This window comes from Novosphingobium sp. BF6 (genome assembly GCF_058273105.1).
In genome coordinates this window covers 683707-702235 of the sequence record NZ_CM177776.1, presented here as the reverse complement: position 1 = coordinate 702235, position 18529 = coordinate 683707, and the positions used below count along the sequence as shown (strand labels likewise).

General features: G+C 63.8%; 18 protein-coding genes and 1 pseudogene. 9 read left to right on the top strand and 10 right to left on the bottom strand.

Annotated features, from left to right (window positions below):
- The first annotated feature begins 23 nt into the window (after window positions 1-23).
- Genes AC4D6D_RS18510 through AC4D6D_RS18480 form a run of 7 tightly spaced genes read left to right on the top strand, consistent with a single transcriptional unit; the run spans window position 24 to window position 6334 of the window.
- Window positions 24-1160 carry a glycosyltransferase gene (locus AC4D6D_RS18510; RefSeq protein ID WP_491328499.1) on the top strand — a complete coding sequence of 379 codons (1137 nt, stop codon included), beginning with the start codon at window positions 24-26 and terminating at the stop codon, window positions 1158-1160.
- Window positions 1153-2085 (top strand): glycosyltransferase family 2 protein, encoded by a 933-nt coding sequence (locus tag AC4D6D_RS18505; RefSeq protein WP_491328498.1) that lies wholly within the window; start codon window positions 1153-1155, stop codon window positions 2083-2085. Before AC4D6D_RS18510 ends, AC4D6D_RS18505 begins: the two co-directional genes overlap by 8 nt.
- Complete coding sequence (locus tag AC4D6D_RS18500; protein ID WP_491328497.1) at window positions 2082-3116, top strand: glycosyltransferase; 1035 nt, start codon at window positions 2082-2084, stop codon at window positions 3114-3116. Before AC4D6D_RS18505 ends, AC4D6D_RS18500 begins: the two co-directional genes overlap by 4 nt.
- Window positions 3116-4243 carry an acyl-CoA dehydrogenase family protein gene (locus AC4D6D_RS18495; protein ID WP_491328496.1) on the top strand — a complete coding sequence of 376 codons (1128 nt, stop codon included), beginning with the start codon at window positions 3116-3118 and terminating at the stop codon, window positions 4241-4243. Before AC4D6D_RS18500 ends, AC4D6D_RS18495 begins: the two co-directional genes overlap by 1 nt.
- Window positions 4237-4905, top strand: a complete 669-nt coding sequence (locus AC4D6D_RS18490; RefSeq protein WP_491328495.1) for a PIG-L deacetylase family protein — start codon at window positions 4237-4239, stop codon at window positions 4903-4905. Before AC4D6D_RS18495 ends, AC4D6D_RS18490 begins: the two co-directional genes overlap by 7 nt.
- A complete protein-coding gene (locus AC4D6D_RS18485; protein ID WP_491328494.1) occupies window positions 4902-5489 on the top strand; it encodes an SAM-dependent methyltransferase in 588 nt (195 codons plus the stop codon). The genes AC4D6D_RS18490 and AC4D6D_RS18485 overlap by 4 nt, the downstream gene beginning before the upstream one ends.
- Window positions 5471-6334: a glycosyltransferase family 2 protein gene (locus AC4D6D_RS18480; RefSeq protein ID WP_491328493.1), complete on the top strand. Its 864-nt coding sequence runs from the start codon at window positions 5471-5473 to the stop codon at window positions 6332-6334. The genes AC4D6D_RS18485 and AC4D6D_RS18480 overlap by 19 nt, the downstream gene beginning before the upstream one ends.
- Before the next feature lie 68 nt (window positions 6335-6402).
- Here AC4D6D_RS18480 and AC4D6D_RS18475 read toward each other — a convergent pair whose 3' ends face one another.
- The 3 genes and pseudogenes from AC4D6D_RS18475 to AC4D6D_RS18465 all read right to left on the bottom strand — a co-directional run bounded on the left by AC4D6D_RS18475 (window position 6403) and on the right by AC4D6D_RS18465 (window position 10376).
- Window positions 6403-6855, bottom strand: coding sequence for a PA2169 family four-helix-bundle protein (locus AC4D6D_RS18475; RefSeq protein ID WP_491328492.1), 453 nt, complete (start codon window positions 6853-6855; stop codon window positions 6403-6405).
- An 84-nt stretch (window positions 6856-6939) separates the two neighbouring features.
- A pseudogene (locus AC4D6D_RS18470) lies at window positions 6940-7275 on the bottom strand (hypothetical protein); the annotation flags it as partial.
- Window positions 7276-7544: 269 nt separating this feature from the next.
- Window positions 7545-10376 carry a PAS domain-containing protein gene (locus tag AC4D6D_RS18465; protein ID WP_491328491.1) on the bottom strand — a complete coding sequence of 944 codons (2832 nt, stop codon included), beginning with the start codon at window positions 10374-10376 and terminating at the stop codon, window positions 7545-7547.
- 156 nt (window positions 10377-10532) lie between these two features.
- Between AC4D6D_RS18465 and AC4D6D_RS18460 the strand changes: the two genes are divergently transcribed.
- Entirely contained in the window at window positions 10533-11174 is a 642-nt protein-coding gene (locus AC4D6D_RS18460; protein WP_491328490.1) for a class I SAM-dependent methyltransferase, read from the top strand.
- A gap of 121 nt (window positions 11175-11295) precedes the next feature.
- On the opposite strand, the gene AC4D6D_RS18455 is transcribed toward AC4D6D_RS18460, so the two are convergent.
- Window positions 11296-11901: a flavodoxin family protein gene (locus AC4D6D_RS18455; RefSeq protein WP_491328489.1), complete on the bottom strand. Its 606-nt coding sequence runs from the start codon at window positions 11899-11901 to the stop codon at window positions 11296-11298.
- Between the two features lie 105 nt (window positions 11902-12006).
- Here AC4D6D_RS18455 and AC4D6D_RS18450 point away from each other — a divergent pair, with 105 nt between their 5' ends.
- Window positions 12007-12858: an SDR family oxidoreductase gene (locus tag AC4D6D_RS18450; protein WP_491328488.1), complete on the top strand. Its 852-nt coding sequence runs from the start codon at window positions 12007-12009 to the stop codon at window positions 12856-12858.
- Window positions 12859-12867: 9 nt separating this feature from the next.
- Here the strand turns inward: AC4D6D_RS18450 and AC4D6D_RS18445 are convergent, their stop codons facing one another.
- The 6 genes from AC4D6D_RS18445 to AC4D6D_RS18420 all read right to left on the bottom strand — a co-directional run bounded on the left by AC4D6D_RS18445 (window position 12868) and on the right by AC4D6D_RS18420 (window position 18505).
- Window positions 12868-13818, bottom strand: a complete 951-nt coding sequence (locus AC4D6D_RS18445) for a cation efflux transmembrane domain-containing protein (protein ID WP_491328487.1) — start codon at window positions 13816-13818, stop codon at window positions 12868-12870.
- A complete protein-coding gene (locus AC4D6D_RS18440; protein WP_491328486.1) occupies window positions 13815-14261 on the bottom strand; it encodes a hypothetical protein in 447 nt (148 codons plus the stop codon). Before AC4D6D_RS18440 ends, AC4D6D_RS18445 begins: the two co-directional genes overlap by 4 nt.
- On the bottom strand, window positions 14258-15526 hold the full coding sequence (locus tag AC4D6D_RS18435) for an NAD(P)/FAD-dependent oxidoreductase (RefSeq protein ID WP_491328485.1): 1269 nt from the start codon (window positions 15524-15526) through the stop codon (window positions 14258-14260). Before AC4D6D_RS18435 ends, AC4D6D_RS18440 begins: the two co-directional genes overlap by 4 nt.
- Before the next feature lie 83 nt (window positions 15527-15609).
- On the bottom strand, window positions 15610-16620 hold the full coding sequence (locus tag AC4D6D_RS18430) for an SDR family oxidoreductase (protein WP_491328765.1): 1011 nt from the start codon (window positions 16618-16620) through the stop codon (window positions 15610-15612).
- A 2-nt stretch (window positions 16621-16622) separates the two neighbouring features.
- The gene (locus tag AC4D6D_RS18425; protein ID WP_491328484.1) at window positions 16623-17723 is read right to left on the bottom strand and encodes a catalase family protein; all 1101 of its coding nucleotides are present in this window, start codon (window positions 17721-17723) and stop codon (window positions 16623-16625) included.
- A gap of 2 nt (window positions 17724-17725) precedes the next feature.
- Complete coding sequence (locus tag AC4D6D_RS18420) at window positions 17726-18505, bottom strand: SDR family NAD(P)-dependent oxidoreductase (RefSeq protein WP_491328483.1); 780 nt, start codon at window positions 18503-18505, stop codon at window positions 17726-17728.
- Between the last annotated feature and the right edge of the window lie 24 nt (window positions 18506-18529).

The following is an 18529-nucleotide window of genomic DNA, read 5'->3' as shown; positions in this document are numbered from 1 at the left end:
GGGAACAGCGGCGGGAACGGCGATTGCGGATCGGCATCATTGCCCACCTGCGCCACCCCATCGCCGAGCCCTTCGCCGGTGGGCTGGAAATGCACACGCACCTCCTCGCGCGGGCGCTGCGCGAACGCGGCCATGCCGTAACGGTTTTCGCCTCATCCCACTCTGAAAGCCGACTGGGCCTGGAAGCGATCTGCTCGGAGACCGCGCTGGCTACCATCGGCACAACGGAGGCTCCCAACGTAGCGTTCTTCAAGGAACACCACGCCTATCTCAGCCTGATGAACGGGCTTCGGCACCGCGATTTCGATGTGATCCATAACAATTCGCTCCATTACCTGCCGGTGACGCTGGCGGATGCGCTCCCGATGCCAATTGTGACGACCTTGCACACCCCGCCGTTCTGCTGGCTGGAGAGCGGCGTGCGGCTTTGTTCGGCACGAAACCATGCTTTCGTCGCCATTTCGCAGTCGGTCGCGGCGCTGTGGGAACATGTCGCCAAGGCGGACGAAGTCATCCTGAACGGAATCGACCTGAACGATTTCGCATTCCGCCGCCATGCGGACGAGACAGGCTATCTCGTCTGGTACGGGCGGATCGTGCCGGAAAAGGGCCTGCATTTCGCCATTGATGCGGCGCGCCGCATCGGCCTGCCGCTGCGCATTGCCGGACCGATCCTCGACCAGGACTATTTCCGCACCCGAATCGCCCCGCAGCTGGGCCCCGATACCGTCCATGTCGGCCATCTCGCGCATAGCGAACTGGCTCGGCTGGTCGGCGGAGCACGGGCATTCCTCTGCACGCCGATGTGGGACGAACCCTACGGCCTGGTGGTAGCCGAAGCGCTGGCCTGCGGTGTCCCGGTGGCCGCCTTCGCGCGCGGCGCCATCCCGGAGATTCTCGATCCCAGCTGCGGCGTGCTGGCGATGCCGGACGATCTCGCCTCGCTCGCCGCCGCCGGACGTGCCGCCCTCACCCTCGACCGCCGGGACTGCCGCAAGCGTGCCGAGTACATATGCGATGCCCGGCGGATGGTGGACGGTTACGAGGCGCTCTATCGGCGCCGGATCGCCATGGGACGCGCCAATGCCCTGTCGGCGTCACCAGCGGCCTTCGCGGAAGCTGCGGTTGGCGCGTCGCTGGATAACAGCATACATGCCTGAGGACCGCCTCGACTTGTGCGTCTGCGTCCCGGCCCGCGACGAAGCGGACCGGCTGCCGGTACTCATGGACGCCCTGGCGGCGCAGAACTGGAACGCGCCGATCATCGTCGCGGTCGCCGTCAACAATTCGACCGACGACAGTATCGCCGTGCTGGAACAGGCCCGGCGTCGCCATGCCGGACGGCTGTTGATCCATGCCGAGGAGGCGACTTTCCCCCCGGCCCGCGCCCACGCCGGCTTTGCCCGCCGGATGGCAATGGCCATGGGCCTCGCCCTGCTGACGGCACCCGAAAGCGGTGTCCTGGTCAGCACCGACGCCGATACCCGGCCGCCGTCCGAATGGCTCGCCAACATAGCCCGCGCCATTGCGCGTGGAGCCGATCTGGTCGGCGGACGGATCGCAATCGAACCGGCCGAACCTTTGCCGCCGGGCGTGCTGGTCCTGCGCCGGGCCTGGGAGCGATACTGGCAGGCCGTGCGCGCCATCGAGGACGACCTCGACCCGGTGCCGTGGGATCCGGCGCCGCGCCACGGCGATCATACCGGCGCCTCGCTGGCAATCCGGGCGGAACTCTACATTCGCTGCGGCGGGGTGCCGCCGCTCGCTTCGGGCGAGGACCGCGCGCTGGTGACGGCCGCGCTGGCGAAAGGCGGACGGCTCGCCCATCCCGCCGATGTCTTCACTTTCGTCTCCCCCCGCCGCGAAGGCCGGGCAGATGCCGGCATGGCTCTGGCCATGCAGGATCTGTTCGACCTTGCCGCACGCGGCGAACCGCCCCGCGCGCCTGCATTCTCGCACTGGCGCGCGCGGGCGATGTGGCGGCAACGCCTGCGGGCCAGTCCGGAAGGCGCGGCCCTGATCGCGCAGACGGAACCGCAATTGCCGCCGATGCCGCATGACATGACCCTGGAGCTGGTTTCGTGACCTTTCGCCCGATCGGCTACTATGTCCATCACCACGGCGCCGGCCACCGTGCCCGCGCCGCCGCCATTGCGGCCGCGTCTGGACGGCCCGTCGTGCTGCTGGGCACGGGCATCGGTGACGCGGGCATCGATCTGCCGGACGACCGCCCGCCCTCCCTCTGCTTCGACGGATCGGATCAGGCGCCTTGCCGCCCCGCCGCGCTCCACTACGCGCCGCTCGATCATGCCGGCATCCGCGGCCGCGTGGCGCGCATCGCCGCCTGGATCGCTCAGGAGCGCCCCTCGCTGATGGTCGTCGACGTCTCGGTCGAAGTGGCGATGCTGGCGCGGCTCGCCTCGGTCCCGACGATCTGCGTCCGCCTCAATGGCGAGCGCGGCGATACCGCCCATCTCGAGGCGTTCCGGGGAGCGACGGCTTTGCTGGCGCCCTTTCCCCGCTTGCTGGAAGCGCCCGGCACGCCCGATTGGGTGCGCGAGAAGAGCAGCTATTTCCCCGGCATCACCGCCGCGCCTGCCGGCGATGCCCCGATGGCGGACCGCGTGCTGGTCGTCTTTGGACGCGGCGGTGTAACCGGCGACGGCACGCGGATTGCCTCCGCGGCCCGCGCATGTCCAGCATGGGAATGGCGCGTGATCGGCCCGGCCCATGCCCCTGCGAATATGCCACCGAACCTGACTTTCGCCGGATGGAGCGACGTACCCGAGCGCGAGATCGCCCGGGCCGCGATCGTCGTGGGCGCGGGCGGAGATGGCCTGGTCGGCGCGGTTGTGGCAGCCCGCCGGCCCTTCATCTGCATTCCCGAGAGCCGCCCTTTCAGCGAACAGTATGCCACCGCCACCGGCCTCGCCGCGATGCAGGCTGCACTCGTCCTTTCCGAATGGCCCCCCGCCGAACGTTGGCCGAACCTCATCGAACAGGCCCTGCGCCTTCCGCCCGAGGCACAGAGCGCACTGCACGATGCGGCCGGTGCGCGAAAGGCCGCGTCCTGGTTGGCCGGACTGGCCGCTCTCTCCCTTGAGCACGCGGCATAATGGCATCCACCCTCGCCTCGTCTGATCCGCAAGGACCGGCAGTGCGGGCGGCGGCGATATCGCTTCGCCTCGCAGATCTTGGTGCACGCTACGACGCGGCGCCGGTCTTTCCGGCAGACAGCATGCGCTGTCTCGCCTCGGCAGGATTGCACCGCGATTTTGCATCGCTCTCCAACGGCGGCACCCGGTTCGCCGACGCAGCGGCGCGACACACCGCGCTGTTTGACGTCCTGCGCATCGTAGGCCGCGCCGACCTCAGTCTGGGCCGCCTCTACGAAGGCCATGTGAATGCGCTGGCCTTGTTCGAATGGTACGGCTCTCCGGCACAGACAATCCGCGTCAAACGCGAACTGGCGCAAGGGGCATTCTACGGCATCTGGGCCACAGAACCGGCCCCTGGCGTGGCACTCGTCATCGGTAGGAATGGTGTGCATCAGCTTAACGGCAGCAAATCCTTCGCAAGCGGCGCTGGAGGGCTGGCCGCAGCCGTCATCACGGCGCAGCCGCCTGAAGGCCCACGGCAGATGGTGATCGTGCCCGCCAACGACCCGGACCGCGCCGACCTGTCGGGATGGCGCGTTCGCGGCATGCGGGCCACCAACAGCGGGCTTTACAATCTGACGGGCATCCCCGTCGAGGAAATCGACCTGCTGGGCCTGCCGGGCGACTACGACCGCGACCCGCGCTTCACCACCGGGGCCTGGCGTTTCACCGCCGTGCAGCTTGGCGGTATCGAGGCATTGCTTACCGAGACCCGGCTCGCCATGTCCGAGACCGCGCGACGCGACCCGCTGCAACGTGCAAAGTTCGCAGACGGCGTTGCCGCTGCCCGCACCGCTTATCTCTGGGTCCGCGAATGCGCGATGCGCGCGGCTCGGGACGACAGGGACGGCCCGGCCTTCGCCCACATGACCCGCGGCGTGGTCGAGCGCGCCGCGCTCGACGTGATGGAACTGTCCGCCCGGATCGTCGGCACCCGCAGCGCAATGGACGGGGGCCGGATCGACAAGATCACCCGCGACCTCGCCCTCTACCTTCGCCAGGCCGGCCCAGATCACGCCCGCGACCAGGCGGCGCTGGCCTGGCTCGATCGCGATGCCTGGGGCGACGGTGACGCCTTATGGTGACGTTCTCGCTCGCCGACCGGCCCTGGCGCAACTTGCGCTGGCTGGTTCTCGCTCCGCACCCCGACGATGAAACCCTGGGGGCCGGCGCTTTGATCAGCCAGACCGCAGCCAGCGGCCATTTCGCAGCGCTCGTCTATCTCACCGACGGATCGGGATCGCATGCCGATAGCGCCGGTCTTGCGGCACTGCGGAAACGGGAAGCCGCTGCGGCTCTTTGTCTGCTGACAAGCAGCCGCGGTTCCCGGCCCATTCACCTCGGCTGGAAAGACGCCGCGCCCGCGGCGCCCGAAAGCAGAACCTTCGCCCGCACTGCCTCGGTGCTCGGTGCCTTATGCCGCCGCCTGTGGGTCGATGCCATCGCCGTGACCGCCCGGCACGAACCCCACTGCGATCATGCCGCTGCCGCCAGCCTCGCCTATGCCGTGCGTGCCACCGCAAAACGCAGGCTGATCGTGGCGGAGTACTGCGTTTGGGCCGAGGTTCCGCAGGGGCGCAATTACCGAAAGCTCGGCACGCGGTCGATGCTCGCCGGAAAACGCCGACAGGCCCTGCGCACGCATCGCAGCCAACTCACACCTGTTCGAGGTCCGGGCTTTCGCCTGCCCCCAGATCGCCGGCGAATGCCTGCCGCCGACACCCTGTTCCTGCGGAGATTCCCATGACCCGGCCATCCGCCAGCATTACTCCCGAGTATTTCGAAGAGATGTTTCGACAGACCGAGGACCCGTGGGACCTGGAAACAAGCACCTATGAGCGTGAGAAATATGCGCATACGATAGGCGTTCTTGGGAGCCGGACTTACGAGAACGCTTTAGAGATCGGCTGCGCCAAGGGCGTCCTCACGCAGATGCTGGCACCCCATTGTGACAAACTGCTGGCCGTCGATGTCAGCCCGACTGCGCTGCGCGCGGCAAGGGCGCGCTGCGCGGCTATCGACCATGTGTCCTTTGCCAGGATGGCGTTCCCCGGACTGGCACCAGCCCCCTCGTTCGATCTCGTGGTGCTATCCGAAGTCGCCTACTACTGGTCCGACCCCGACTTGCTGGAGGCGGCCCGGTGGCTGGGCTCGCATGTAACCCCGAACGGAGAAGTGCTGCTGGTTCACTGGACCGGCGCAACCGACTATCCTCAAAGCGGGGACGAGGCCGCTCTCAAACTACGGACCATGTTGGGCACGCGGGTCGAGGTTATCGCGGCGGATCGCATGCCGCACTATAGGCTCGATCTATGGCGCCTGCTGCCATGACGATTAGCGTCCTGACCCTGGTCAAGGACCGGCCAGCGCATCTGGCGCAACTGGTCGAAGGGCTGCGCCGGAGCGCGGCCAGGCCAGACGAGCTGGTCGTCGTGGACATGGGGAGTGCCCGCCCGGTCGCCGTGGACGACGTGCCCTTTTCGGTGCGAATCCTGCGCCTTGCCCAGACAGGTCTTCCCCTGGCAGCCGCGCGCAATGCGGCGGCGCGGGAAGCAGGCGGAGAAGTGCTGCTCTTTCTGGACGTCGACTGTATTCCCATGCGGGATCTGGTCGGGGCCATGGCGGAAGTGGTTGGAACGCACGACGCGCTGGTATGCGCACAAGTGCGCTATCTAGGGCCGAATGACGCGCGGGAAGAGTGGCAAGAGGCTGATCTGCTGTCGCGTTCGTCGGGACATGCGGCGCGCAGTTTTCCCGCCAGCGGACTGCGTGCGGTGCATGACGCGGGATTATTCTGGTCGCTGGTGTTCGGCATACGGCGCGACACTTTCCATGACCTCGGCGGTTTCGACGAGGCTTTCACCGGCTATGGCGCGGAAGATACCGATTTCGGATTTCGCGCAAGAGAGACGGGCCTGCCGCTGCTGTTCATGGGAGGACCCGGAGCTTTCCACCAGTTCCACGATACGTTCGAGCCGCCGTTCCAGCATTTCGCAGATATCGTGCGCAACGCGCGCGTATTCCGGGAAAAGTGGGGGCAATGGCCGATGGAGGGCTGGCTCTCCGCCTTCGACCGCGCGGGATTGATCGCCTGGACCGAGGACCGGATCGTGGTCCACAGAGCGCCTACGGTTACCGAACTCGCGTCAGCCCGCGTGCTCGCAGCACTCTCCTAAGAGAAGGGCTGGCCTAAAGAGCGGACTGGCGGCCAAGCCGCCAGCCCTTCTCCTCAAGAAGTTGGCATTCAACGTTCCATCGAATGCTTAATGTCGCGCATCTCATCGTGGCCCGCCTTGACCGAGGCGTAGCAAGTCTCGATCAACTGACGCACTCCCGGCGAGAGTTCGCGATCTTCGAGGGCATCCTCGAACTTCGCCTTGATATGATCTTCGCCCGCTTCGACTTCGTTGACGATTGCTTTGTCGTCATGGCCGGTCATCGACGCCTTGAGATTGAGGAACATGCGGTGGGCGCCGGCGAGAACAGTGCCATCATCTTCCGCATTGCCGCCCAGGCGGGCTACTTCATGCTGAAGCCGCGAGGCGACTTCGCGGCGTTCGGAAGCGCGGCTGGTGAACAATGATCCGAACCGACCGGTGTCGCTGTCCTTCGCCGCTTCGGTATAGCCGTCCACACTGTCGATAGTGGTGGCGATCAAGGAATTGAGCGTCGAAATGTCGTGGGAAGTCTCAGACATGTTCATTCCAGTCAAATTGGTCGGAACGACTATCGTCCGGACAGTAGCCAAACGCCGAGACTCCTAGAAAGAAGCAGCATCCCATTAAAAATTAACATGTGTCAGTACGATTTCATATTTCCCTACGAAAGCTCGGGCTTTGCTTATACGGAAAACTTCTTCAACCCTCTCCATCAAACTCTGCGGCTTCCAGGGCTTGCGAATGAGGTATCCTCGCTGCGGCGGGGTCTCAATGCTCGGGATATGATTGCCGGATGTCAGCAGAAGCCGTACCGGAGGCCACCGCCGATGCACGATTTGGGCGAGTTCGAGCCCGTCCATCCTACCCGGCATGTAGATTTCCGAAAAAAGCAGGCAGATACCTTCATGGCTATCGAGAAGATTTAGCGCTTCGTCGGCACTTCCGGCTTCCAGAACTTCGAACCCCGCCTCGGAAGATGTCTGTAGCTAGGCTCAGGACTCGTTGATCAGAGCCAGAAGAGCACGGTGGCTGCCAGAGCGAGGGCGGAGAATGGCCGATAGGCGACTGTCCGGTTCAGAGCGGGCTTTCAAGGATACCTGCCCTTCCGGCGGCGGCGTCTGCCGACCAAGATACGCCGTTCCGATCCAGCGCTCGATATGTCGGCTCACGCCGAAAGCTGCCGGGTCAGGACGCACGAAGCGGCGGGGCGGCAATACGCCTGACAGTTTTATCCGGTTTTTTCCTCGATCACGAGACGGACAGCCGTTGCCAGTTCCTCGACCGTAAACGGCTTGCCGATCAGATGTACGCCGTGGTCGAGCACACCGTTATGAACGACGGCGTTGCGGGTGTAGCCGGTAGTGAAAAGAACCTTGAGGCTGGGACGGCGCTGGCGTGCCTCGTCTGCAAGCTTGCGACCGTTGACCTCGGGCATGACGACATCAGTGAACATGAGCGTAATATCGGGATGGGTGTCGATCAGCTTAAGCGCGGCTGCTGCTCCATCGGCCTCAAGCACGCGATAGCCAAGCTCGGTTAGAGCATCGACCGAGAACTGGCGCACGCCCGGCTCATCCTCAACAACGAGAATCACTTCCTGACTTTCCCCCAGCGGCAAGGTGCCGTCCGTCTGGGCACCTTCCACCTCTGCAACCGGGCCCAAGAGACGTGGCAGATACACCTTCACCGTGGTGCCTTGGCCAATCTCGGAATAGATCTTCACATGCCCGCCTGACTGTTTGACGAAGCCATAGACCTGGCTGAGGCCAAGACCGGTGCCGCGCCCAACCTCCTTGGTCGTGAAGAATGGGTCGAACGCCTTGGCGATGACGTCTTCGGGCATGCCGCTGCCGGTGTCGCTCACAGCGATCATCACATACTGCCCAGCCGGGACGCCAAGATGTCCGGCGGCGTATCGCGCGTCGAGATGACAGTTTGCAGTTTCGATTGTCAGCTTCCCGCCATAGGCCATGGCATCTCGCGCGTTGACGGCGAGGTTCAGGATGACATTCTCGAGCTGGTTGGGATCGGCGAAAGTCCGCCAAAGGCCGCCAGCTAAGACGGTTTCGGGCTGAATATCGGGAAGCGCATGGCGCAGCAGATCAGACATGCCGGCAACCAGCTTGTTCGCGTCGATTGGCTCGGGCTTGAGCGGCTGCTGCCGCGAGAAGGCCAGAAGGCGTTGAGTTAGTTGCGCTGCTCGACGCGCACCGTCCATGGCAGCATCAACATAGCGCCGCGCTCTAGGGTCAGCGTCGCCCATCCGCCGGGTCAGTAGGTCCAGCGACCCGACAACGACGGCGAGCATATTGTTAAAATCGTGCGCGATACCGCCGGTGAGTTGACCCACGGCTTCCATCTTCTGGCTCTGACGTAGCGCATCCTGGGCCTTTGTCCGTTCGGCGACCTCCTCAGCGACACGCAGTTCGAGCCGCTCATTGAGTTCGAGGAGTTGGACCTCATCAGCCTTGCGCGCGGTGACGTCGATCGCAACTCCGACCACGCGGACGCAGCGATTTTTCTCAAACACGCCGCGACCCTTGGCTGCGACCCAGCGGACGATCCCGTCCTCCTTGCCAACAGTGCGATACTCCACATCGTAGGGAGCGCGCAGATCAGGATCGGCGGCAGCTGCGAATGCCGCGCTTGTCTTTTCGAGATCGTCCGGGTGCAATCCCGCGTAGAAGTCGCGCATCGATACCGGCACATCAGGCGAAATGCCGAACATGCCCTTGGTGCGGGCCGGCCAGATCAACACGTCTTCGATGATGTCGACGTCCCAGAAGCCGATATCGGACGCTTCGGTCGCGAGACGCAGCCGCTCTTCACTTTCGGCCAGCGCGGCTTCCGCCGCCTTGCGCTCGGTCTGGTCGAGCATCGCGCCGATCATGCGCACCGGAGCGCCATGGCCACTGCGCAGCACGGCGCCGCGATCGAGCACGAAAGCGTAGCTGCCATCAGCGCGCTGGAAGCGATATTCGTCAGTCCAGCTGATGCCGCCATGATCGATCACGACGTGGATGCTAGCCTCAATCCGCGCGCGGTCGCCGGGATGGATGTGATCGAGCCACCATTGCGCGCTAGTCTGCTCCTCGGCATGGCCGAAACGCGTCGCCAATGCCTCGTTCCAGATGACGTGGCCATCGGCAAGGCGCCAATCCCAGATGACGTCGCTGGTCGCCCCGATGGCCAGCCGATAGCGCTCTTCGATCTCGCGGTGGCTGGCTTCGATGGCCTTGCGCTCGGTGATGTCGAGCGACGTTCCGACGAGGCCCACCACTGTGCCATCGGCATCCCGCAAGGGTGATTTGGTCGACAGCCAGATCGCACGCCGGCCATCGGGGAAATTCACATCCTCCTCGACCTGTTCGGAATGGCCGCCGGCCATGATCCGCTGGTCGGTGGCCATCACGATGGCGGCTTGCTGCTTGTCCTCCAGCACCTCCATATCGGTGCGGCCGATAAAATCCTGCGGCGCCTTGCCTATGAGTTCGCTCGTACCATGGTTGCCGATCAGCAGGCGGCCAGCGCGATCCTTGGCATAGACGACGCCCGGCATCGCCTCGACGAAATTGGTCAGCAATGCCCGAGCGCTGTCGCGTTCGGCCTCGACCCGGCGTCGTTCACCAACGTCGATGACAACGCCGGGAAAACTTATGGGCTTGCCGCTTTCATCATGAACGACGTGGCCGTTGGCCTCGATCCAATGATATTGGCCATCGGTGCGGCATACACGATACTGATGAGCATAGCGGCCGCCCCTCGCAAGCACCTCCTCAATTGCGGCCATGAGGCCCGCGCGATCCTCGGGATGGACGGTCTCGACGATCTTCTTGAGACTGAGACCGTCCCGCCCCAAGGCGGGGTCGAGACCGAAGGCTTGGGCAAAAGGCTCATCGACGGTGAAGCGATCGGCAGGCACGTCCCAAAACCATGTCCCAACAATCGCGCCGGCTGCGAGCGCTAGCTTGAGACGGTCTCCGTCCAGACGCGAGCGCGCGACCATGGCCTGAAGTTCGTCGATGGTCCTCGCGTCGGTTCCGGTTGAATCCAATGCCATAAGCTCCTGATGCCCGGAACTGTATATCCACGAGATAAGGTGCGATCCAGTTGAAGCTGAACGTGTGCGATGGATTTGGAACCGGAATGTTACCATCTGAAAAATGCCTTGAACCCGATCGGGCGCACAGCGGTTTCTCCATTGAAGGAGAGGTCGATGAAAGACACAGGCTGGGTTGCTTTGTCGGAATTCATGCGAAACCCGAGCGCCGTCGGGTCGGCCTTTCCGGCGAGCATGAAGATGGTCGATCATTTACTTAAGCCGCTCGACTGGACAGAAATCGAACTGTTGATCGAGTATGGACCGGGGAGCGGACGCTTCACTTTTGAAATCCTCCGGCGCTTGCGCGGTGACGCACGGCTCGTGGCGATCGAAACCGGCGCAGAGTTCGCTAAAAGCCTGCGCTCCGACTGTGAGGACCGCCGACTGATCGTTATCGAAGGATCGGCGGCTGAGGTGAACCCCCACCTTCACCGCCATGGCCTGGGCCAGGCCGACTGCATTGTGACAGGGCTGCCCTTCTCGACGCTAGGGCCGCGTGAAGGCGAGGTGATCATGCGCGAGACCGCCTTGGCGCTCAAACCCTGCGGGAAGCTTGCGGCCTACCAGATGCGCACGGCGATCAGACCCTTGATCGAGCGGCATTTCTCCGATCTGCGTGACGCCTATGAATGGTGGAACATCCCGCCGTGCCACCTTTATTGGGCAAGCGGGCCGAATAGGGATGCCGAGCGCGCGGGTGCGAGCAGCCGAGACGAGAAGCGCGACGCTTACGCCTTATTCGGCCATCTTGGTTAAGCCAACCGCTAGGCACGGCGGTCGTCGGGAAAGGTCGCGACGCGGTAGGGATAGAAGAGTAAGACCATGACCAAGTTCATGCGCCCCCGGCCGACCAGCGACGAGAGGATTGTCCTTTGGCTCATGGATAAGGATCCGCCTTCAGCAACCTAGCAAGGTGCGCCGCATTGCCGGCGACCATTTTTGCGGTCTCAGTCACCTTATCCGGTGTCTGTTTCACATCCTTGAAGTCAGTCGAGCCCATCGCTTCGCCAACCCAGTAACAGGCTGCGACCGCCGGGATTGTCCAGCCGACATCGTTCAGCGCCTGGAACAGCTGGGCGGAGGAGAAATGCGCGCCATCCTCGTTGCCGACGATCGCTGCCACCGCGACCTTGCCGTAGCTCGGCATGCGCCCTTGGTCGTCCGTTTCGTCGAGGAATGCGTCCATGCGTTCCAGCACGCGCTTGGCGATGCTGCCGATCTGTCCCATCCAGATCGGGCCGCCGAAGATCAGGATATCGTGGGCGAGAATCTTGGTCCGGAGCGCAGGCCATTCATCACCATCGCCTTCGTCGGATGTGACGCCCGGCTTGATGTCGAGCGCCGCGACCCGCACCGTCTCGTTGATCGTCACATCCTTTTCCCCGAAGGCCTTCTCCAGCACCGCGATCATCGCATCGGTCGAGCTTTCCTCATTGGCGTCCGCCTTGAGGGTGCAGTTCAGAGCAAGAGCTTTCAGCGGCATCGATCATCTCCTTGGTTTCGGCTGCCGCGCATCTGCGATCATCCGTTCGACTTTGTGAGAACTCTTCGGGTGCGAATGGGTTCTTGCAGCAAAGGAGATGCGTAGATGACCGAGACCACAGAGATGATCCATGAGGACAAGCTGCCGGGCCATGAGAGCAAGCTGGAACCGAAACCTGAATGGCAGCCGCGTTACAAGGGATCGGAACGCCTGAAGGACAAGGTCGCGATCATCACCGGCGCTGACAGCGGAATCGGCCGGGCGGTCGCCGCGCTCTATGCCCGCGAGGGTGCCGACATCGCCATCGTCTATCTGCTGGAGGACGATGACGCAGCCGAGACCAAGCGGATCGTCGAGGCCGAGGGCTGCAGGGCAATCACCATTCGTGGCGACATCGGTGAGCGCGAATTCGCCGACGACGTCGTTGCGAAGACGATGAAAGCGTTTGGTAGGATCGATATCGTCGTCAACAATGCCGGCGAGCAACATCCCGACAAGGACATCACTGACATCACCGAGGAACAGCTGCGCCGCACGTTCCAGACCAATATCTTCGGGATGTTTTTCCTGGTGCAGGCAGCGCGACCTCACCTCAAATCGGGTGCGGCGATCGTCAACTGTACCTCGGTCACCATGTATCAGGGCAGCAAGGAACTGCTCGACTACAGCTCGACCAAGGGCGCGATCACGGCGTTCACCCGCTCGCTGAGCGAAAATTTGATCGAGGACGGCATTCGCGTGAACGCGGTCGCGCCGGGACCGATCTGGACGCCGCTCAATCCTTGCGGTGGGGCGAGCCCGGAAAAGCTGGAGAACTTCGGAGAGCAGACGCCGATGGGTCGGCCAGGCCAGCCCAACGAGGTCGCGCCAGCCTTCCTGTTCCTCGCCTGCGAGGACTCAAGCTATATGTCGGGACAGGTGCTGCATCCCAATGGCGGCACGATCGTCAACGGGTGACCGATAGCGCTAGCCGCCTGACCCGTCATTGTCCTTTGTTTCGGCGATCGGCGGGATGAAGCTCACCTGCGCGAGGCGCCAGGATCGCTCGTCGTCGCCGGGCCAGTAATGGCGTGGATGGCGGCACTCACGCGGCGGGTGCGTGCCATGGACTTCGGCGCGGATCAGCCGCCCGGTCTCCCGCAGCTGGATCGTGGCGTCGGGATATTCTTTCTGCAACCGATCGCAGAGCTGTTGAGCGTCCTCCGACAGTTCGACACTCGACAGCGCGCGCGGTGCGCCGTCAACCAGTTCCGCGGTGGAGGATCGCAACGCCTTGATGCCGTCGTTCAGCACATCGATCGAGATCAGTGCGGCCGCGACCGAGTCCGCCCACCACCAGCCAAGGCCGAGACCGATCACGCCGAACAGGCCGGCCGCGCCGGTCAACCAATTGGCCTTGTTCATCAGCGCATCGGTATGAAGCAGTTTGTCGTTGAGCTTCTCAGCAAGCGGAAGTTCTTTGCGGCCGATGATCATCGGAGGAACCAGCGAATAGAGCTGCGCCGCGATCATCAGCCAGCCGAGCCAGATGTCGTGACCGAAGATGACGATGGAGCCGACCGTCGCATGTTCGAGCGAGGCGAGGGCCATGATCGCGTTGTAGAGGAGCAGTGCCCCGACTGCCGTGAGCGCTACTGCCGCGACGAAGAAGCCAAGGCCGTTCACCCGTTCGAACCCGAACGGAAAATGTGCCGACCGCGAACCATGACGTTCGAGCTGGGCGGCGACAAGGAACATGAGCGGCGGCACCAGGCCGAGCGTATCCTCGACCCAGGCGGTCTTCATCGTCTCGCTTTGTCCAAGCACCAAGCCCATGGTGACGATCACAGTGAGCGTCCAGAAGATATTCCAATATTCGAGCCTGATGGCCTTCGCCATCGTGGCCTCGAGCTCCTCCGGCAAGCTGTTGTCGCTCATTGCCGCCTCGCTTCTGCCGAGATAGCGCGGCTCGCGCGCTCGACTGTCATGATCCAGCGATTTTCGCCATTGCGCATTGCCGCCTTGAGTTCCTGCCGGTCGCCTTTCGGACCGCTGGTCGCGAGCGCAGGCCCGAAGGCAACCTCGGTCGCCCATGGGCTATCCTCAGCGAACCGCCCGATAACCAGATCGACTTTGCCTGCGCCCAACGCCTTGAGCAGCGGCTCGCCTTCAAGGAGGATGAAGTGCGGTCGCGCACTGGTGCGTCGCTCGATTTCGCTAAGCAGGCGTGTTGCCTCCGACGCCGCCCGGACGTGCGCATCTGCGAAACCGACGGTGAATTCTCGGCTAGTCTTGATCCTTTGTGTCGTTTCAGCCGGATCGCGCGGCAGCGCGTCACAGCCTGCAGTCAGCGACAGCAAAAGAAGAACGACCCATTTCATGAAACGGCCCGCAAATTGTCGTCCGCGTTCGACGCCCGACTTTCCTCGAATCGGTAGGGATCAAACGCATCGGCGTCGGGATCTCGCGTTCCTGACAGTTCCTGCGAAATCAGGTCGGCCGCGAGCGCGGCGAACGCTATACCGTTACCGCCGTAGCCCGCCGACATCCAGGCGTGGGGCAGCAGGCGCGCGCGTCCGATCGCGGGCAGGCCGTCTGGCGAAGAACCGAAGGTGGCGGCCCAGGCGCGATCGACGACGATAGGCATCCCGAGCAACGTCTCGAGCTTTGCTGCGATCACGCCCGCCTTCTCGCCGATGCGCGCGTTCCGGTTATGCTCGTCAACGCCAGCGATGTCCTCGCCTCCGGCGATGATCCGGCCTTCCTGATTGGTCCGGATGTAGAGATAGGGTTCGGCCGCTTCCCAGATCATGGCATTCGAGCAGGACATCGGTGCGGTGCCGGGCGGGGTCGCAATGGCGAAGGTCGAGAGCAGGCTGAACGCTGGCGGAAGGAAAAGCCCTGCGCGTTCATAACCGCTGGCGATGATGACCTCGCGAGCAGCAATGCGGGTGCCGCACGCGCATTCGAGCTCGACGCCGTCACTCGAGGGATGAAGCGCCACGACATCGAGCGGGTAGCTGACGGTCGCTCCCTGCCTCGCCGCGCGGACTATCAAAGCGTGGCAGAGCTTCACCGGGTCGATCTCGAATCCGCCGTCCGATACGATCGCCGGACGCGGTGCGATGCCGAAACGGGTCGCGGTCTCGTCTGCGATCGCAAACCGCGAGGGAAGATCGTACCGAGCGTGCAAAGCGGCTTCGGCCCTCAGTCCGTCCTCGTCGAGGATATTGCCGTCGAGATATAGCGTCGGCCGCTCAACTTTCGCGCCGTCGATGCCGAGCCGATCGAGCCGGGCAGAGAAGTCGCGCACGGCGCGATAGACCCGGATCCAGCGGCGCGCAGCTTCATCCTCGCCAATCTTCTGCGCGAGATGGATCATGGGAACATCCATCGCCCACATGATCTCGGCGGTCGACGCTGCGGTGCTGCCGCATCCCGGCGGACGCCGATCGACCAGTGCAACACCGTGTCCCTCCGAACTGAGCCGTTCGGCAAGGATTGCCCCCATGATGCCCGAGCCTATGATCGCGATATCGACACGATCGTCAGGTTGAGTGCAGCTTGCCGGGATCGACCAGTCAGCCGAACGCCAAGGCACCGTGCCGCCGCGCAGATCGCGAGATTCAGTGAGGCCGATAGCCATGCGCGAAGAGTATCTCCCTGTTCGCTTCCGCAACTCCCGAAAGTGACAAAGGTTGTATGCAGACGATATGGGTTATGAAGCGCTCAAGATGACCGCGGCAAACGCCGCGATCTCCGCCAGATCAGGCCAGCGCCGACGACCGCCGCCACCAGCGCCGCCACCTTCGTCATCTTGGGGCGAAGCGCGACGCTCGTATAAGGACTGACATGAAGTCCTGTTTCGTGCGGCGACCGCGCTTCGCCGTCCGTACCGGGCTTCCATAAATCGTTATCGGCAGTCTTCGGCACGCACCTTGTGGAGAGGAACGGCACCACGATCGGTGCGAGCTGGTCGAACAAGGTTGGGAAATGCGTGGCGAACAGGGCCTGCGCGCGGCCGATACCGCCCACGGTCACCTCACGCCGGGCCTGCTGCGCGCAGTACAGCACGGTATCGGCAACCAGTTGCGGATCATAGGCGATCGGCGGCACCAACGCTTCGCCCTCGAGATGATTGGCGGCATGAACGCCGATGGGAGTTGCCATGCCGGCGGGCTTCACGAGGGTCACGGCGATCGGCGCGGCCTCGGCCAGCAGCTCGATCCGCAAGGATTCGACATAGGCTTTCACTGCGTGCTTGGAGGCGGCGTAGGCGCCGAGGATCGGCGACGGCATGTCCGAGGCGATCGATGCCACCGTGATCAGCGCGCCGCCGTGCCGTCGCAGATGCGGCACGGCGGCGAGGCAACCATGCACTACACCGAAATAGTTGGTCCGGAACAGCCGCTCGTGCTCGGCCTCGGGCGTGTCGAGGAGTTTGGCGTAAATGGCGACTCCGGCATTGTTGACCCAGGTGTCGATGCGTTCGAACAGATTGATTGCGCGATCGGTCGCCGCTTTCACCGCTTCCGCATCGCCGACATCAGCGGCCGCCACCTCGGCAACGCCGCCAAGAGCGACGATGTCGTCACGGATGGCGTCGAGCGCCTCGACTTCGCGAGCAACCAGTAACACCTTAGCGCCGGCCTCAGCCGCGGCTCGCGCGACGAGCAACCCAATTCCCGAGCTGGCACCGGTCACCACCAGCACCTGGCTGGCAAGCGGCTTGAGCTTCACCTTCAAGCAGGCAGGTCCGCACTCACCGGTTCAAGCAGCGGGCAACCGTTCAATCGGCTGCGCAGTTGCGACGAGGCGGCGTAGGCAACCTTTCGCGCACGCATCACAGCGCCGAGCGGGCGATGCGCCTCGATCCCATGCCAGGGATTGAACGCGGTGTCGTCGTCGAGGACACGGGCACGATCCCAGCTCCAGCTCGACTGGGGGGCTACGCTGATGACAGCGACCGCGACATAGGGATTGTCGTCCTCGGGCCAGGCGACCGAGGCATCCTCGATCGGATTGGCCTCGAGATCGCGGCAAAGCTGGATGCGAAGCTCCCATGCGCCGCCGTCCTCAGCCAGAACACTGGCGATCTCCTCGCGCAGCGCGTCCTCGCGGCCAGCGATGTCGATCTCCTCGCCTTTGAGCGCCTTGAAATTGGGCGAGAGCGGGACGACGCCCAGCTTCGCGATAAAGTCGCCATAGCGGATCGGCGCTTGGCTGAAGAAGTGCTCGCCCAGCGGATGCGTGTGACGATGTCCGCCGAGCTGTTCGAGCAGCGCACTTTCGCCGCCCAGCGCCTCGACGCCTTTCTCCAGCGTGCGAAACACCGCCGACACGGCCTTCTTCAGCCCTTCGGCCTTGTCGGTGGTCTTGACGAGCAGCTTCAGATTCTGCAGGAACTTCTTCGGGCCGGGCGTGGGAAAAGCCACACCGTTGACCAGCAAGAAGTCCTGCGTCGTGTCGCCCTCGCTGCCCTCTAGCCGTGCGCCCTCGACCCCGAGAACCTTGATCGCGATCCCGCGCAGCAGGGAGACAGAGTCAGGGAGGATATCGCCAGCCCCGGTCGAGACGCGGATCAACGCATCATAACGGCCTGGTTGGGCGAACAGGCCTTGGGCATATTCGGAGGGCAAGCCATCGAGCACGCGAAATTCGGCCCGAAGCAGCGCATGGCTCTTGGCATGGACGCCGCGAAAGCCGTGGCCAAGATCCGCGTGGTTCGCCTCAATGATCTGCCGAAAGGTCGCGGCCAGTTCGGCATTAATCTCGGCTTCTTCTGGATCGACCCGCTCTACGTCTGGACTGTATCGCACGGGCGGCTTCGCGATATCAGCCACGGTCAGTGATCGGCCTTCTGGTGGTCGGCAGAACCCGGCTCGGCCATCTTGCGGTGCTGCTCGGCGAGGACCGCGCCGGGCGTCACATTCGCCATCACGCCCTGGACCTTGGTCTTCCAGCCCGCGAACACCGATGCTTTGCCGCCCATCAGCGCATCCCAGCCGGTCTTCGCCACATCGGCGGGATCGCTCTTATTGGGGTCTGCTCCGACCTGGGTATCGAGCATGTCGCCCCGCGCGAAGAACTCGGTGTCGACCGGGCCGGGCATCAGGGTGGTGAGCTGAACACCATCAGCGTCCTTGATCTCGTTCCGGAGCGCCTCGGTGAAGTTGTCCACGAACGCCTTGGTGCCGTTATAGACCGCCTGGAAGGAGCCGGGAATGTAGCCCGCGACCGAGCCGGTCACGAGGATCTTGCCCTCATTGCGTGCGACCATGTCGGTCAGCACGCGCTGCAGGAGATAGATGGTGCCGGTGATGTTGGTGTCGATCACATGACGCCACGCGGCGACATCCTGCTCCAGAAATGCATGTCCAAGCCCGTGCCCGGCATTGGCGCACAACAAATCCACTTTGCGTCCGGCGGCCCTAGCGAGCAGCGCGTCAACGCCCTCGGTGGTCGCAAGGTCGGCGTCGAGTGTTTCTGCGCCCGCTGGCGTGGTGCTCTCAAACGAAGTGTCGGCGACCAACAACAGGTCGTAGCCATCCGCCGCAGCGAGTTTGGCCAACTCCAGCCCGATGCCAGTCGATGCTCCGGTGATGATCGCGAACTTGTTCGCCATGATATCTCTCCTACGAATTTGGGG